16 protein-coding genes are annotated in these 15,960 nt (G+C 46.7%); 9 read left to right on the top strand and 7 right to left on the bottom strand.

The annotated features are described in order from the left end of the window. Nucleotides 1-150 precede the first annotated feature (150 nt). Entirely contained in the window at nt 151-1,023 is an 873-nt protein-coding gene (locus LZG72_RS22225) for an AraC family transcriptional regulator (protein ID WP_233877260.1), read from the top strand. Here LZG72_RS22225 and LZG72_RS22230 read toward each other — a convergent pair. Beyond that, nucleotides 1,020-2,333 carry a Gfo/Idh/MocA family protein gene (locus tag LZG72_RS22230; RefSeq protein ID WP_233877262.1) on the bottom strand — a complete coding sequence of 438 codons (1,314 nt, stop codon included), beginning with the start codon at nt 2,331-2,333 and terminating at the stop codon, nt 1,020-1,022. The two genes, LZG72_RS22225 and LZG72_RS22230, sit on opposite strands and share 4 nt — an antisense overlap. A gap of 73 nt (nt 2,334-2,406) precedes the next feature. Next, complete coding sequence (locus LZG72_RS22235; protein ID WP_233877264.1) at nt 2,407-2,619, bottom strand: RagB/SusD family nutrient uptake outer membrane protein; 213 nt, start codon at nt 2,617-2,619, stop codon at nt 2,407-2,409. A gap of 8 nt (nt 2,620-2,627) precedes the next feature. On the opposite strand from LZG72_RS22235, the gene LZG72_RS22240 reads away from it, so the two are divergent. From LZG72_RS22240 to LZG72_RS22270, 7 genes are all read left to right on the top strand, one after another. Next, complete coding sequence (locus LZG72_RS22240; RefSeq protein ID WP_310590568.1) at nt 2,628-4,082, top strand: SusC/RagA family TonB-linked outer membrane protein; 1,455 nt, start codon at nt 2,628-2,630, stop codon at nt 4,080-4,082. 20 nt (nt 4,083-4,102) lie between these two features. After that, nucleotides 4,103-5,569 carry a RagB/SusD family nutrient uptake outer membrane protein gene (locus LZG72_RS22245; RefSeq protein WP_233877268.1) on the top strand — a complete coding sequence of 489 codons (1,467 nt, stop codon included), beginning with the start codon at nt 4,103-4,105 and terminating at the stop codon, nt 5,567-5,569. A 163-nt stretch (nt 5,570-5,732) separates the two neighbouring features. Further along, nucleotides 5,733-6,614: a pirin family protein gene (locus LZG72_RS22250; RefSeq protein ID WP_233877270.1), complete on the top strand. Its 882-nt coding sequence runs from the start codon at nt 5,733-5,735 to the stop codon at nt 6,612-6,614. 1,377 nt (nt 6,615-7,991) lie between these two features. Continuing rightward, entirely contained in the window at nt 7,992-8,675 is a 684-nt protein-coding gene (locus tag LZG72_RS22255; protein WP_233877272.1) for a hypothetical protein, read from the top strand. A 158-nt stretch (nt 8,676-8,833) separates the two neighbouring features. Further along, complete coding sequence (locus LZG72_RS22260) at nt 8,834-9,184, top strand: hypothetical protein (RefSeq protein WP_233877274.1); 351 nt, start codon at nt 8,834-8,836, stop codon at nt 9,182-9,184. 6 nt (nt 9,185-9,190) lie between these two features. Beyond that, nucleotides 9,191-10,198: a type II toxin-antitoxin system antitoxin SocA domain-containing protein gene (locus tag LZG72_RS22265; RefSeq protein WP_233877276.1), complete on the top strand. Its 1,008-nt coding sequence runs from the start codon at nt 9,191-9,193 to the stop codon at nt 10,196-10,198. A 49-nt stretch (nt 10,199-10,247) separates the two neighbouring features. After that, nucleotides 10,248-11,288, top strand: a complete 1,041-nt coding sequence (locus LZG72_RS22270) for an alpha/beta hydrolase family protein (RefSeq protein WP_233877278.1) — start codon at nt 10,248-10,250, stop codon at nt 11,286-11,288. Here the strand turns inward: LZG72_RS22270 and LZG72_RS22275 are convergent. The 5 genes from LZG72_RS22275 to LZG72_RS22295 all read right to left on the bottom strand — a co-directional run bounded on the left by LZG72_RS22275 (nt 11,281) and on the right by LZG72_RS22295 (nt 15,283). Further along, nucleotides 11,281-12,048 carry an oxygenase MpaB family protein gene (locus LZG72_RS22275; RefSeq protein ID WP_233877280.1) on the bottom strand — a complete coding sequence of 256 codons (768 nt, stop codon included), beginning with the start codon at nt 12,046-12,048 and terminating at the stop codon, nt 11,281-11,283. The two genes, LZG72_RS22270 and LZG72_RS22275, sit on opposite strands and share 8 nt — an antisense overlap. A gap of 242 nt (nt 12,049-12,290) precedes the next feature. After that, nucleotides 12,291-12,695, bottom strand: a complete 405-nt coding sequence (locus LZG72_RS22280) for a response regulator (RefSeq protein WP_233877282.1) — start codon at nt 12,693-12,695, stop codon at nt 12,291-12,293. A gap of 70 nt (nt 12,696-12,765) precedes the next feature. Then, complete coding sequence (locus LZG72_RS22285) at nt 12,766-13,260, bottom strand: PH domain-containing protein (RefSeq protein ID WP_233877284.1); 495 nt, start codon at nt 13,258-13,260, stop codon at nt 12,766-12,768. Nucleotides 13,261-13,415: 155 nt separating this feature from the next. Continuing rightward, nucleotides 13,416-14,201: an alpha/beta fold hydrolase gene (locus LZG72_RS22290; protein ID WP_233877286.1), complete on the bottom strand. Its 786-nt coding sequence runs from the start codon at nt 14,199-14,201 to the stop codon at nt 13,416-13,418. Nucleotides 14,202-14,323: 122 nt separating this feature from the next. Then, nucleotides 14,324-15,283, bottom strand: coding sequence for a phytanoyl-CoA dioxygenase family protein (locus tag LZG72_RS22295; protein WP_233877288.1), 960 nt, complete (start codon nt 15,281-15,283; stop codon nt 14,324-14,326). Between the two features lie 215 nt (nt 15,284-15,498). On the opposite strand from LZG72_RS22295, the gene LZG72_RS22300 reads away from it, so the two are divergent. After that, entirely contained in the window at nt 15,499-15,924 is a 426-nt protein-coding gene (locus tag LZG72_RS22300; RefSeq protein WP_233877291.1) for a VOC family protein, read from the top strand. Nucleotides 15,925-15,960: the final 36 nt, after the last annotated feature.

Consider the following 15,960-nt stretch of genomic DNA (forward strand, 5'->3'; position numbering starts at 1 on the left):
TTATCTAATGCAGTTAAAACAGTGTAAATATCTGCTGAAATACGTCGCAGTAAATTGCCTAAGTTGATCAATTAGTAACCTATTTTGTGTTATATTTCATTCTTTTCGAGTACATTATGCCATAATAAGTTATTGGTAAATAAATTCACCATGAAAGCCCATTTTGAACAAGTCAGACCATTGCCTGAAAATTCATTCAAGGTATTTCTTCATGAAGTTGATGAATTTGATGCTCCGTGGCATTATCATCCCGAGTTTGAGCTGACCTTAATTCTGAATAGCCAGGGGGTCCGGTATGTTGGCAATAACATTGAAAACTTTGGCGAAGGCGACCTGGTATTACTGGGCCCCAACCTCCCCCATTGCTGGAAAAACAATTATAACGATCACAAGGTCGCACGTGCCATCGTGATCCAATGGCAGGAACAGTTCCTGGGCGCAGGCTGGGTGGCGAATCCGGAATTTAACCATATCCGCCGGTTGTTGCAGCTGGCGAGCCAGGGTACCCGTTTTAAACAACCGGTATCAAACCAGATACAGGAAATGATGCTCCGGTTGCTCGATCTGTCCCCCTTCAAAAAACTGATGCAGCTGCTGGAAATACTCGATCTCCTCGCGGAGGCCGAGGAAAAACAGCTGCTTTGTGAACAAGGTTTTATTTACCCCATCAACTACGAAGACAACCAGCGGATCAACCTTGTCTATAATTACGTCCGAAAACATTATGACAAGAAGATCACCCTGAACACCATCGCCAGCCTCGTCCATATGAACGAAGAATCCTTTTCCCGGTTCTTCAGCAGGATCATTCACAAGCCGTTTTTTACTTTTCTCAACGAATACAGGGTCAATATGGCCTGCAAGCTGCTGATCGAGACCGATATGCAGGTGGCCCAGATCAGCTATGCCTGCGGCTACGAAAGTCTCCCGTTCTTTTACAGGCAATTCACCAAGTTCAGTCACATGCCCCCGCTGGCTTACAGAAAGAAGTTTCATCAGACTTCCGTCCGGCCGACAGATTAGACGACCGGCAGCTTGTATCCATTAAAGTATTCCTTGGTAATGAGCTTATTAGCCTCGCTGTCGTCGAACTTTCCTTTCTCTTTGTCCCAATTCAATTTTTTGCCCGTCCGGTAAGCGATGTTTCCCATTTGTGCGAAGATGGCGATGTCCGCGCCAACTTTAACGGGTGCATTCAAATCTTCCAACTTTCGTGACCTGACTACTTCTATAAAGTTTTTGGCGTGAAGATCCAGTCCATTATCCTGTTTCGTCTGCAATGCCACCGCCTCCATTCTCTTGCCTTCCGGAATCACTTCCCACCCGTCGCGGTCCACGACCAGCGTGCCGTTGGTACCAATAAATGCAATGCCATGTTGTCTTCCGTAAGGTCCGTCATCAATTCCCATCGCATGTTCCCATTGAATGTTGAAGTCTTCGAATTCGTATACCGTTGTGAGGGTATCGGGCGTTTCGGCTCCTGAATCCGGGGAAGCAAATTTGCCTCCGGCCGCCATCACACTTTTGGGCGTATCAGCCTTCATGCCGAGTAATGCATAATCCAGCAAATGCACGCCCCAGTCGGTCATCAGTCCGCCTGCATAATCCCAAAACCAACGGAAATTGAAATGAAAACGGTTTGGATTAAATGGTCGTTTTTGAGCCGGTCCAAGCCACATATCGTAATCCACACCGGCGGGCGGATTGGCATCCGGAAGTTTTACGATCGGGTTTACCCAGGCGAAGTAAGACCAAACTTTCACAAGCCGCATTTTACCCAACTTGCCGGAATGCACAAACGCGATGGCATCGCGGAAATGTTTCTGGCTTCTCTGCCACTGCCCTACCTGCACCACCCGGCCCGACTGTTTTTGGGCGGCTACCATGCTACGGCATTCAGCGATCGAATTGCCGATCGGTTTTTCGACATACACATCTTTTCCTGCCTGACATGCTTCCACCATCATCAGGCAATGCCAATGATCGGGAGCTCCGATAATGACCGCGTCTATGGATTTGTCGGCCAGTAACTGGCGGTAATCCGAGTAAGTTTTGACTTTCATTCCTTTCGCGTCGAGTTCTTTGACGCGCTTATCCAGGACATTTTTATCCACATCGCAAAGCGCCACGCATTCAACGCCGGGATTTTTTAAAATGGCGGTAAGGTCCGACCATCCCATTCCATTAACCCCGATCGCCCCGACACGAATCACGTCTGCGGCCGGTGAAAGGTTGGGAAAGGCAGATACAACCGAGGGGATTAGGGAACTCAGACTCGCGCCTGCCGCGACCGCCGAGGCAGATCGTATAAACCTTCTTCTTGATTTTTCCATGTTTTACTTACTGGTTGCTTTTATCAAGTTCACTTAAATATCTAAAAAGGGTTAGGAATAGAAAATACTGTGTTTAATATCCGGGATTTTGGACAAGCTGAGGCGAAACCAGCAGAACAGACTGTCCGATCGGCATGATGTTGGTGTGGTCATCCGCATCGGGTTTCTTATCCCACCAGGTACCTTTTGTGAATTTATCAAAACGGATAAGATCAGTCCGCCGGCGGCTTTCAGCCAGAAATTCGCGGCCCCATTCGTCGAGCAACTCCTGCTCGGTGAGCTCCATTCAAGGAAATCAACAGCCAGGGTGCGACCGCTTTGAACACCGAAACCAACTTTGGAGAAGAGTCGTTAGCTTCCGTTTTTGGTCGGTTCAATTATGATTTTGCTGATAAGTATCTGCTTACGGCCACAGTCCGCCGCGACGGTTCTTCCAAGTTCGGTACCAACAGGAAGTTTGGGGTATTCCCGGCCGTATCCGCAGGCTGGCGGGTTTCGGAGGAAACATTTTTTCCAAAAAACAACTTCCTCACAGATTTAAAGCTTCGTACGGGCTGGGGACAGGTAGGTTCCGATGCGATCGGTAACTTTATGTATCTGGCGCGCATTGTGACGGGATCCAATTATGCTTTTGGAAACCAATCGGGTAACTCCACACTCGGGGCAGCGCTGAGCGACCTGGCTAATCCGAACATTCAATGGGAAACGGTTACGGAATATAATGTGGCATTGGAAGGCGGCTTGCTAAACAATAGCCTGACGTTATCTGCCGAATATTTCAACCGTACCCGCACGAATATGCTGCTTACCCAGAATCTTCCGGGTGTGTCGGGCTTGAAGGAAATCGTGCAGAACGCAGGAAATCTGACGAGCAAAGGTTTTGAATTCAATGCAGGATATCGTGGTGGCGGCGCGAAGGTGAAATACAGTGTTTTTGGAAATTTAACCACCTTTAATAATATCGTTAAATCACTCGGTGGCAGCGCCGATATCTACCCGCTGGATTATTCGGGTTCGGGAGGAATTACATTGATCCGGGAAGGACAGCCGCTTGGCGTGTTTTACGGGCTCATCTCCGACGGACTTTACCAGACTCAGGAGGAGGTAAATGCAGCCAATTCTGCCGACGGCTCCATTGGATCTCCATTTCAAAATATCAACACTGCGCCGGGCGATTTCAAATACCGGGATCTAAATGGCGATGGAAGGATTAATAATAGTGATAAAACGATCATTGGAAACCCTACGCCGAAATTTACTTACGGATTTGGCGGAGAGCTTACTTTCGGAGATTTCGATTTCAGTATGCAGTTTTTTGGTCTCGCCGGCAATGATATCATGAACCTCAACCGCACGACAACGGAAGCTTCCGGCCGGTCTTTGAACAAAAGCGTAACCGCAGTGAATGCGTGGAGCGGCCCCGGAACAAGCAACGATATTCCCCGCCCGATCCTCAGCGACCCTAACCTGAATACGCAGGTAGCGACTCACCTGATCGAAAACGGATCTTACATGCGCCTGCGGAACGTGCAGCTGGGCTATAACATAAGGTCTGAAGCATTCAAGAAGATCCGACTTTCAGGCGCCCGGGTTTATATATCTGTACAAAACGCATTTGTGCTCACCAAGTTTAAAGGGATCGATCCGGAAGTTGGTCTGGACGATAACAAAAGTGCCGCTGCCGGGATCTACAATGATATTTATCCACAGCCACGGACTATTTCAGCAGGTTTAAAACTTGATTTTTAGGTCAAAAAATTTTAACAAAAATGAAATACAGACATTTACTTCCCATATTATCCGCATGCTTCTTATTGGGATGCAGCGAAGATTTCCTGACAAAAGAATACAGAAACGGTGTGGCCGAGAGCAACTTCTTCAAGGACGAAGTGGATGCATTGCAGGCGCTGACAGCGGTGTATGACGGCATCAGTCAAAAAGGCGTCTACCGTGAATCGGTGTTTGTTTTAGGCAGCTGTCCTTCTGATGATATTGATGAAAAAACAGGAGACACGGGAGATTATGGTTTCCATTTCAAGAATGCGAGCGATTTCAGGTGGGTTCCTGACAATCCCTTTTCACGCGCCCGCTGGTTCGACGCGTATAAGGCCGTGGCCCGTGCGAACACTTTCCTGGAAAGAATCGGAGCGGTACCAATGGACGAACAGTTGAAAAAGCAATATGCGGCCGAGGCGAAATTCCTGCGGGCGTTGTACTACTGGAATCTGACGATCACATTCGGCGATATTCCATTATTTACGAAAGTGCTCACAAGAGACGAATATGTGCAGCTTGCCAGAACCGACAAAGCGGCTGTTTACAAACAGATCGAAGACGACCTGAATGCCGCTATTCCGGACCTGCCCGTCGCAGACAGCAATCCGGTCGGACACGTGACCAAAGGTGCCGCAATAGGATTTCTGGGCCGCATTTATTTATATCAAAACAAATGGGAACTGGCTGCCACTACGAGCAAACAAGTCGTTGATCTGGGGCGTTATCAGCTTGCGGAGGATTTTATTTCCTTGTTCAATGGGAAAAATGAAAACAGCCCGGAAGCACTTTTCGAGTTCCAGGCAGTTTCTTTCGCACCCGGTTATTGGACAGATCTGACTGAAAATTCCATTGCCGCGATGTGGAGCCCGAACATTGGCTGGGCCAACTGGTACACTCCGAGCGAAGAATCGAAAACGCTTTTTAAACCTGGCGATATCCGGCGTAAATCAGTCCTGATCGTAGGTGCAACTCCGGCAGATATGATCGATACGGACGGTAAGGGTGCAAAACCTTTTCCTTCAGTGCCGATGCGGACGGAATATTTTAACAATGCTTCGGTCCGCAAATTTTTACCGGAAGGAAAAGATATGGCGCAGGTCGATGCTTTCGATGTGAACTATCCGGTAATCCGTTACGGGGAAGTGTTGCTCAATTATGCAGAAGCCCTGAATGAATCCGGCAAATCGGCAGAGGCCCTGGTTCCATTGAATATGATCCGCAAACGTGCGAAAATCGCGCCGGTTACAGAGACCGCACAGGCCGCGCTCAGAAACATCATCCGCGATGAGCGCCGGGTTGAGCTGCTTTACGAAGGCCACCGCTTTTATGACCTGGCGCGTTGGGGGTTGCAAGAGGAAAAGCTCAAAAAGAAAGGTTTTGTAAAAGGCACGCACGAGTACTGGCCCGTCCCCACAACAGAATTGTCGATCATGCCAAATCTGACTCAGTATCCGAATTAGGCAGTTTGTTGAAGATTGGCCAGTATTCAGTTTAAATATTGCTGCTACACTAACCAAATGTATAGCACTTCATTTGGACTGTCAGAGCCATTATTTTGTTTACGTAGTACGGTTTGCCAACAATATGCAGATCGTAATATCAAACAAAAAGGAACCTTCAGTTATGGAAAATCAAACGTTGAACCGAAAACTGGTTAACATAAAAACACCTCGTGGCGAACAGGGATTTCTGGGGCCGGACCACATTGCCCGCGCCGTGGTGATGAACGACTTTGTGAACAGTGATCCTTTCATTATCCTCATGGATGATTTTTTGGATAAAAAAGGCGGCGACCCTGTCGGAGGTCCCCATCCTCATGCCGGCTTTGAAACCGTTTCTCTTTTACTGGAAGGTGAAGTGGGCGACTCGGCGCACATGATGAAAGCGGGTGATTTTCAGATGATGACGGCCGGAAGCGGAATCGTGCATACGGAGACGATTGATCGCGAGTCTAAAATGCGGCTGCTACAAATGTGGCTCAATCTGCCTAAAAAAGATAGATGGACAACGCCGAGGGTTCAGGACCTCGCATTTGCGAATGTACCCAGAGTCTACGATAATGGGCTGGAAATCAGGGTTTATAGCGGCACATTTGCCGGAGCAACCTCGCCGGTTCAAAACCATACACCGGTTGTGATCGCTGACATTCAATTGCGGCCCGGCGCAAAAACGACACAAAAGCTACACGCGGCATACAATGCATTTTTGTATGTAATTGAAGGCACCGTAGAAGTGGGTGAAGATCGGCAGGTGTTGAATGACGGGCAGATTGGCTGGCTGGACAAGCATACGGAAGACGTGGAAAGTGATCTTATTCTCTCGGCTGGCTCATCGGGCGGACGCGTGATACTTTACGCCGGACTACCTCAAAATGACCCGATCGTATCATACGGTCCGTTCATTGCAGATCGCGAAGAAGAAATCAAAGACTTATACCGCGATTTCCGACATGGCAAAATCCGACACGTATCCGAGTTGCCGGCCGGGCAGCGGTTTAGTTACTAAGGTTCAAGATTTAGCGACAAACAGAACACCCGCTCTGAGGCCATCATCTAGTAAAGCTGTCTTTTTGCCAAAAACAGAGAGCCGCTCTGCGGCCGAATGGGAGATGTTGGCGTGGTAAACGACGTGGGGCAAATAAGGTTTGGGACACTTTAAGGAAACAGAAAATAGCTCCGGCGGAGCTTCCTGTTTCTTGAAAAGTGCGACTAACCGAAGATATTTGGGTACATCGGGAAACTGAAAACAGCTCCGGCGGAGCTGTTTGTTTATAGAAAAAGGGCGACTAACCGAAGATTGGGCTCCATCGGAGCCTCCTGAAAGCCGACAAATAATCAGGAGGCCCCGCTGGGGCCCACTTTATAATCTCAATATTGATCATTTTCTAGAAACAGGGGGCCCCGCTCGGGCCATAATTCCCAATAGGTTATTTTTTGCTAGAAACAGGGAGCGCTCTGCGGCTGAATGGGAGATGTTGGCGTGGTAAACGACATGGGGCAAATGAGGTTTGGCACACTTTAAGGAAACAGTAAGCTCCGGCGGAGCTCCCTGTTTCTTGAAAAGTGCGACTAACCGAAGATATTTGGGTACATCGGGAAACTGAAAACAGCTCCGGCGGAGCTTCCTGTTTATAGAAAAGTGCGACTAACCGAAGATTGGGCTCCATCGGAGCCTCCTGAAAGCCGACAAATAATCAGGAGGCCCCGCTGGGGCCCACTTTATAATCTCAATATTGATCATTTTCTAGAAACAGGGGGCCCCGCTCGGGCCATAATTCCCAATAGGTTATTTTTTGCTAGAAACAGGGAGCGCTCTGCGGCTGAATGGGAGATGTTGGCGTGGTAAACGACATGGGTCAAATAAGGTTTGGGTCACTTTAAGGAAACAGAAAACAGCTACGGCGGAGCTTACTGTTTCTTGAAAAGTGCGACTAACCGAAGATATTTGGGTACATCGGGAAACTGAAAACAGCTCCGGCGGAGCTTCCTGTTTATAGAAAAAGGGCGACTAACCGAAGATTGGGCTCCTACGGAGCCTCCTGAAACCCGACAAGTGATTAAGAGGCTCGCTGGGGCCACTTTATAATCAATATTGATCATTTTCTAGCAACAGGAGGCCCCACCGGGGCCATAATTCCCAGTAGGTTATTTTTGCTAGAAACAGGGAGCCGCTCTGCGGCTGAATGCCGGAATTCCTTGCCAATACTGCAACTATTCAAATACCGAAATCCCCGAATGGTTAGAAAAAGTGTTCAGGCAACTTATTGGCATACAGCTGCAATGGGCCGCTCAATGGCTGGTATTAGATGAGCTGAACGGCATGGAGTGGCGCAAGGCTTGAACCTATATAACGGCATTTTCGCAATTTTAAAGTGACATCAAAATGAAAGCAATCCTATCCTCCCTTCTGGCATTCCTGTTCCTCCAAATCGCCTGTCAAAAATCGACGGAACCGGTTTACGATGGACCTTCCATTCAAAAGATCTCATTTGCGGGCATTCCCTCAGAAAACGTCATATTCGATGCGCCCAATTCGCGCATAACTGTCAAGCTGCCCGCCGTTTTAGATGGCGGCCTGAAACCGGTGCTGGAATTGAGTAACGGGGCGCGGGTAATCGATGGCATATTGCCCGACAACACGATCGATCTTTCTGCCTACTGTTCGTGTAACACCACTCCGCCCGATGGACTGACCCTGCGGATCGGAGACGCGGAAACGACAACGATATACCAACTAAAAATCGTTGCCAGCGGTCCGCTAAAAGCACTTGAAAGCAATAAAGACTTGACTTTTTCTAAAAAATCAAAACGGCTGGAAATGAGTTTTCCGGTCGAAAACCTATATTCTAATCACACCATAACCGGTCTGGTATTCACCAATGTTGCCACCGGAATAGCCACCCGGATCAGTGCGGATGGCGCCTGCCTGAACATCTGTAAAAGTGCTGATCCAAACCAGCTGATGTTTTCCCTCGGTACACCCATTGAACACCGTCTGGAACCCGGAACTTACAGGATTCAACTGAACGGCATGGATTTCCCGCAGCGACTTTTGGTTACGGAATAAAGTCGGTCTTACCTTAAAATCATTCCTTTCCACCGTTTGAAAACTGTGGCTTTCCTAGGTGCTTACGCTAATTTTAGATGGTTTAATTTGCATTATAATTCAACGAAAAAGTTGAGTTTGTAAAATTTTTATGCAGCTAATTAAACTATTTCCTAGCTTTGGCATCACGATTAGAAGTGGAGCGGTTTCTTGCTGAGTTCTATGTTAAGTATAACATCTTTGATATCAGGTTCATATCGAGAACGAGTACGAAAAATGTCGACACACTTGTAAACCTTGAAGTATCTACGCTCAAACGGCGACAAATTATTGAGTCGCTAACTGTTGCGAACTATGTCGCGGGACCAATTGATGATGTTCTTTATGGGATTGCAAGTCTGTGGGTTTTTGGATATCGGCATAATGGCCACGAAATCTATATCAAGATATCTCTTGGTCACTTAAATCTGAGTGTGACATGCATTTCATTTCACATCGCGGAACATCCCATGTTTTACCCATTTAATTAAACTGCCATGAAGAGCCCGATTACAGGAAAAGAGGCAAGCTTACATTGCGAGTTGTCAAGCCTGACATTCCGAAAAGAGAAGTTTGAATATTATTGGCATTATTACCTATGCGAGGATTCCGGGGAGAAATTCACTACCGACGAGCTTGATGAGCTTGGTATTTCCCAGGTTCACAACCAATACCGCGAGAAATACCGGATTCCTTTTCCGGAGGAGATCAGGCAGATCAGGCAGATGTATGATGTCTCGGCGAATAAAATGTCGGAGATACTCGGGCTTGGCACGAATGCGTACCGGCTGTACGAGTCTGGCGAGATTCCGTCAGTTTCTAATGGACGGTTAATTTTGTCGGTGAAAGATCCGGCGGCATTTATCCGTCAGGTGCAAGCCAGCTCACATATTTTGACTGAAAAAGAAGTAAAAAAGCTGGTTTTGAAAGCAGAACAGATCATTGCGGAAAATGTGAAACATATCTGGGATCTGCTATTTCTGGATCAGATCTTCGAGAATCAGGCACCGTCAGCATTTAATGGGTACCGGCGGCCGGATATGGAAAAGATTTCCAATATGATCGCTTTTTTTGATTCAAAGGTTAAAGGGCTTTATAAAACGAAGTTGAACAAGTTGCTTTTCTATGCCGATTTTCTCTCGTATTCACGAACCGGATATGCGATTTCAGGCATTTCTTACCGTGCAATCCAGTTTGGTCCGGTACCGTCCCAATACCAGAAATTATATGTAAAGCTTTGTGACGATGCCAAACTATCCATTGAGCAGATTGAAGTTGGCAACGGAAATTATGGGGAAGTCATTTCCACTGCAAACGCATTCGACGCATCCAGTTTCAACGAAAACGAATTAAAAACTTTGCAGGATGTGTGCGAAGTTTACGGGAAAATGCAGACTTCCGCGTTAGTGGATGCAAGCCATTTGGAAAGAGGATGGATTGATAATGCACAATCGAAATCGTTCATCAGTTTTCAGGAATCGGCATTTTATTTGCTAAGACGGTAGAGCTTCTGATATGAGATCTTTATTATAAAAACGTCAGCCATTCAACAGAATGAAAAAACAACTACTCCTATTTACGCTCATCTTTTCCATTTTCGGGGCGACTCTAGCCTCCGCTCAGGAAAAACTCCTTGGCTCCGTCGAGCGCATTAAAGTCCATGGGAAATGTCTTGAAGGTAATTTGGAAGGAAATTCTGCCGATCCTGAAGTTTCCATTTATCTACCTCCCAGCTATAAAAAGGATTCAAAGCGCCGCTATCCGGTTATCTATTTGCTGCACGGTTTCACCGATACCGATGCGCAATGGTATGGACTGGTGAAGCATTGGATCAATATGCCGGTGATCGTCGACAAAGTATTTGCGGCTGGCAAAGTCAATGAGATGATCATTGTGACGCCTAATGCCTATACGCGAAGTGGCGGAAGCTTTTATTCCAATTCCATAACCGTTGGAAACTGGGAAGAATATGTGGCGAAGGAACTCGTCAGCTACATCGACAAACAATATCGCACGATTGCAAAACCAACCAGTCGCGGACTTGCGGGTCATTCAATGGGTGGTTATGGAACGATGCGCATTGGCGAACGGTACCCGGATGTTTTTTCCAGTCTTTACGCATTGAGCCCATGTTGCATGGCTCCCGGCGGAAACAGATCACCGGAATCTTTGGCAAAAATAGAAGCGATCAAAGATCCGGCTGATTTCAATAAGGCCGATTTTGGGACAAAAGCCGCACTCGCGTCGGCAGCAGCCTGGTCGCCCAACCCGACGAAACCGCCTTTTTACACAGATCAAATCGTCGAAAACGGGCAGTTTCAAAAAATGACAGAAACGAAATGGGCGGCTAATTCAGGCATGGCGACGATTGATCAATATATTCCCAATCTTAAAAAGCTGAAAGGAATTGCATTTGACGCCGGCGACAAAGACCAACCGATTGCATCAAATATCAAAACCCTTCATGAACTGCTCGAAAATTATAAAATTGAGCATACGTACGAAGAATATCAGGGTGACCACCTCAACCGCATCGGAGAGCGCATCGAGCAGAAGATGCTACCGTTCTTTTCGGGAAAACTTCTGACTAAATAGCTTGCCGTTCATCCAGGCCTAAAATCTCAGATTTATATTTTCCCGGCAAGATCAAGTTTCGCAACAAATGATGTAACCCGACTATTCGCATGAACTTATACACCGGGAGAATGAAGTCCATTGCCAGCCCCCTGCCTAAGTTAAGTAGCGTATTCACCTGTCCCGGCGCGAGTTGCGCCTGTACTTGCATGAGCAAATGATACCTTCCCGGGCCGAGATGTTTTTTGTATTGTTTGTATAAATCAACGGAGAAGTTACTTTTTGTCAAATTTTCCGAAAGATGCTCCTCCCGCATTCTCTCCCATTCGGCCAGAGATTCCGGTAAACCGGCAATGCCCATTCGCAAACCGACCTGATTGAAAACGTGAAACATCTCCGACTTTTCTTCTGTAGTTAGTTTCCTTTCCAATAATTCAAAAGATCGGATCGAATAATCGATGAGCATGAATAACACATCGCGGTATGCCCAGTCGGGGATTTGAGCTCCCCGTTTGTTTTCGACTTGCTTGTGTATGGCCGTAATCTGGTCAATCGCATTCATCGCGTCGTCATACTCGGCAAATACGATTTTTCGAGCGTAACCGACCGTTGAAAATAGCCGGCCCAACGGATCAGCGGGCAGCTTACCTGTAAAATACAGCCAATCGACTGCTTTATTAACCGCGAACTCCGCGGAAGCACCGGCAAAAATGAAGAGAATCGTATCTGCTTTCCCCCAGATCTCCCGCACAACAGAACCTTCACTTACAAACCATTTCATACTCGGTGAAAATGTACTTTTCTTTTTTCCAATATTAAAACAAATGCAATCCCACACCTGTAAACAACCATATCGAACAGGATAATGTCAGCATCAGATAGTGTCTGTTCGTGTGAAACGTAGGCTTCTCTAAATCTTTTGACAAAATCAAATTTATGAAAAGTACTTTGAAATACAAAGTATTGGTGCAACATTCATAAACCAGGGATCTGATCCTAATTTATCTTTTTCCGTAAATGAAATTATTTTCGACCCAGAAAGCGATTAACGATACTTCTGGCAATATCGAGGAGCGCTGAGAATGTGTTTGGCTTTACGATAAACTCATTAGCGCCGGCAGCCAGCGCCTTCTTTCTGAGATCCGGATTGCTCGAAGTGGACATCATGACCGTAGGTAGTTCGGAAAGTTCCGGCTCAGACCTGATCTCCTTCAAAGCCTCAATCCCATTCATTCGGGGCATGTTCATGTCAACAAGCACAACCGTGTCAGACAGATCATCGGAATTTCTGATATTTTCCACCAGTTCCCTCCCATCTTCTGCTTCGACCACCTTCAGGTCCGGATTTGCTTCCTCCAAAGCATCCCTTATAAGCATTCTGTCATCCTCATCATCGTCCGCAAGGTGGACTGTCTGACTTACTTCCATATCATTGTAGCAACTAGAAAAACAAAGATATTAAATGATCCGCGTTTATAGAAGTACCGTAACCTGAATGTCAGGTCCGGGGAGTATCGAACTGTCGTACAAAATCCGCTGCTTCGTCGGGTGTCAGGATGATATTTTTATTATTAACTGTTTTCACCAGCACGGCTTTGTTTCTTCGGGTAGCGTACCAGGTCATATGCCCGATTTTCGAGTTGTAAAATTTACCATAATAGCCAAACAAACCGCCCACACCAAAGGTCCGGAACGTCCATTTCAGCTTTTCATCGTCCAGTATTTCAACACTTCTGATCTTACTTTTTTCAATCACTACCTCATTAAATGGCCTTTGAATAATCAGTTTACCATCGCTGACAGCATAACCAACCGGTCTGAAAATATACGAAACGAAATACGTGACAAACAGGATTACCGCGATCACGACACTCGAGCCCGCATCCGGTTTTCCGTCTGTAACGAACAGGCTGCCGAAAATACCGAGGAACAAAACGGTAACTCCTACGGTGATGATTTTAGTGAGGTTATCCCAGGAGGCTTTGTACTTCATATGCAGGGAGGTTTTTATGTCAATATACGTTTTTTGATTCTACTAATCGATACGGATTGATATAAAAGTAACACCACACTGAGGAATACATCGGGCCCAACAAACGAGGCGCAGCCCAGGGCAAAGCACATTTCACCGCACCGGCGGCCCGGATTTCACATCTCCCACAAAAACTCCCTCACGAGCACCGCCGCCATTTCCGGCAATCTACTCCCCTTTTTCGCAGTACATATCTCACCAATAAACGAGCCGTGCGTCCCAGGTAACACGGTCAATTGCGCATTCGGTATCAAATGTGACATTTTTACGACGTGCTCCACCGTCACCACATCCTTGTCGGCGACCATCAGCAAGGCCGGTGTTTTAATGGATTTCAGATCGGCATCCTCCCAATCCTGGTATCCCAGCCTGCGGTCACGGTCTTTGTTAAACATGACTATCAGCTTACTTTTATCCGGCGCAACGTTGTTATAAGCCACTTTCAAAGGTTCAGGCATATTTTCCAGACTGGCATTTTTCATAAAACCGGCAAACTCGGGTATCATTCCTTCGTTTTTATAATTAGAAGAAACGACTACGATTTTGCTGAGAATAGCCGGGTAGCTCATCGCGATTTGCATGGTGGTGCAGCCTCCGTCGCTGAAACCCAGGATGTTCGCTTTCTCAATGTTAAGATATTTCATAAGCGCGGCCACATCGGCGGCGTCCTGCTTGTACGATTCAGGCGCGTCGCGGTCGCTGGTACGTCCGTGGGCCTGCATTTCCACCGCAATTACCTTCATGTGGGGAGATAACAATGGCAGAAATTCGCCGAAACTGGTTTCAATCGTAGAGCCGCCGCCGTGTATCAGCACCAATGGGATTTCTCCTTCTCCATGAATTTCATAGTACATGTTCAGCCCGTTTACCGGAGCATATCCTGTAAGTTTCGAGTTTTCCATCTTATGGTTCGAGTTTTAACTGCCGGCATGTGCCAGGCGATCAGCGTTTCTTCTCCTAAAATTTCACTAATCTCAACTTCGCTGAATGCGCATTGAAATTAGTGAAGGGAAAAATGTCGATTTTATTTACGCAGCAAAGATTTGGCTATCGCTTTCACCTGAGAAACAAGGCTCAGCTTTTTTGGAAGCAATGAATAGATATCCTTTTCTGTCGCCAGATACTGAAGCTTTTGTCCATTGTAACTTTGCTCCACCCGTTCCCCCGTTCTTATGTTTTCAAGATTCCGTCTCAAAAACAGATCTTTAGTAACCATGTTCGAGAGCATTGGCGTGTAGTAGTAGCAGTCTTTGAAGAAGTAATGTGTGACCTGAGACCACCTCGTCGCACCTTCTCTTGTTACCAGCGAGCCACCGTGTATGATATTAGATGACCAGATCAGCAAATCGCCCTTTTTAGCGAGAAATTTCTTTTTCTCAAACTTGTTGGCCGCCACAATCTTTTCTATAAAATCCTCATATTGAGCGTAATCACTATATGAAGAAGTTGCTGCGTCCGTACGAATCTGTGAAAAATCGTATTCAGGCAAACGATGCGATCCGGGATAATAAAATACCGGCCCATTCTCTTCCGTGATATCTTCCAGCGCTACCCACACCCCGCACATGAACCGGGCCGGAAGCGAGCTGAAATGGATCGTATCCGAATGCGCACGCTGCTGCGAACCGAATTTGAAATTGAGTGTCTGAAACGGGATCACTTCCCGGCCATACAACAGTTCCAGCGTTTTGAGCAATTCGGGGTGACTTGTTAACTGCTTGCATGCGTCCGACACTTTCCAGAAATCCTGTATTCTTCTGTCGTCACGCTGGGTTTTAATCGGAAAATCCGGGTTGAATGCTTTTTCGTCCGCATCCTTCCGGGTTTGGTCAATCAGCGACTCCGGCAACATCCCGGAAATGACGACAAAACCATTTTCATGATATTCCCGTACATATCGTTCCTGCTCCGCGGTCAGGTTTTTTGTTTTAACAATTTCTTCAAAAAACGGGGACTCGATCCAAGGTAAGTTTGCTGCGATCATTTTGAGTTTCAGGTTGTGGCGTTTTGAAAGTAGAAATATATGGTTTTGATTCGAACATATTGATTAGAAAGAAGATCACTTCCTGAAAATCCTGGAATAAATGTCCTGAACGCCCCCCGCAAATGTCTTTTTTGGGGACGATACCATGTCGCACACTCTGTTAATTTTGAATATTCATTTATGTAACAAATTATTGAACCTTAACAACAACCGCCATGCCCAAATTAAATTCCTACCTCAATTTCGACGGAACCGCGGAAGAAGCCTTTAACTTCTACAAATCTGTTTTCGGAGGAGAATTCCTGATGCTCAGCAAAATGGGCGATATGCCTGGTGCCGAGCAAGTTCCTGACGCTGAGAAAAACCGGGTGATGCACGTATCACTTCCGATCGGCGAAGACCTCCTGATGGGCTCGGACATTGTACCTTCCATGGGCCACACGCTGACGTCCGGGAACTACTCCTACATTTCCATTTTTACTGAAAGCCGCGAGGAAGCCGACCGTCTTTTCAATGGATTATCCGAAGGCGGAAAAATCGAAATGCCAATGGAGGATGCGTTTTGGGGAGATTATTTCGGCAGCTTTTGGGACAAATACGGGATCGGGTGGATGATTAATTTTCCAACACAGCGACACTGATATTCTGGCGCGAAGGTTTCTTCGCGCCGCTTTTTG

Origin of the sequence: Dyadobacter sp. CY323 (assembly GCF_021390245.1) — a bacterium.
Lineage (GTDB): Bacteria > Bacteroidota > Bacteroidia > Cytophagales > Spirosomataceae > Dyadobacter.

Coding starts and splice junctions, on each gene's coding strand:
- LZG72_RS22225 (WP_233877260.1), top strand. CDS start 151: ATGAAAGCCCATTTTGAACAAGTCAGACCATTGCCTGAAAATTCATTC.
- LZG72_RS22230 (WP_233877262.1), bottom strand. CDS start 2,333: ATGGAAAAATCAAGAAGAAGGTTTATACGATCTGCCTCGGCGGTCGCG.
- LZG72_RS22235 (WP_233877264.1), bottom strand. CDS start 2,619: ATGGAGCTCACCGAGCAGGAGTTGCTCGACGAATGGGGCCGCGAATTT.
- LZG72_RS22245 (WP_233877268.1), top strand. CDS start 4,103: ATGAAATACAGACATTTACTTCCCATATTATCCGCATGCTTCTTATTG.
- LZG72_RS22250 (WP_233877270.1), top strand. CDS start 5,733: ATGGAAAATCAAACGTTGAACCGAAAACTGGTTAACATAAAAACACCT.
- LZG72_RS22255 (WP_233877272.1), top strand. CDS start 7,992: ATGAAAGCAATCCTATCCTCCCTTCTGGCATTCCTGTTCCTCCAAATC.
- LZG72_RS22265 (WP_233877276.1), top strand. CDS start 9,191: ATGAAGAGCCCGATTACAGGAAAAGAGGCAAGCTTACATTGCGAGTTG.
- LZG72_RS22270 (WP_233877278.1), top strand. CDS start 10,248: ATGAAAAAACAACTACTCCTATTTACGCTCATCTTTTCCATTTTCGGG.
- LZG72_RS22275 (WP_233877280.1), bottom strand. CDS start 12,048: ATGAAATGGTTTGTAAGTGAAGGTTCTGTTGTGCGGGAGATCTGGGGG.
- LZG72_RS22280 (WP_233877282.1), bottom strand. CDS start 12,695: ATGGAAGTAAGTCAGACAGTCCACCTTGCGGACGATGATGAGGATGAC.
- LZG72_RS22285 (WP_233877284.1), bottom strand. CDS start 13,260: ATGAAGTACAAAGCCTCCTGGGATAACCTCACTAAAATCATCACCGTA.
- LZG72_RS22290 (WP_233877286.1), bottom strand. CDS start 14,201: ATGGAAAACTCGAAACTTACAGGATATGCTCCGGTAAACGGGCTGAAC.
- LZG72_RS22295 (WP_233877288.1), bottom strand. CDS start 15,283: ATGATCGCAGCAAACTTACCTTGGATCGAGTCCCCGTTTTTTGAAGAA.
- LZG72_RS22300 (WP_233877291.1), top strand. CDS start 15,499: ATGCCCAAATTAAATTCCTACCTCAATTTCGACGGAACCGCGGAAGAA.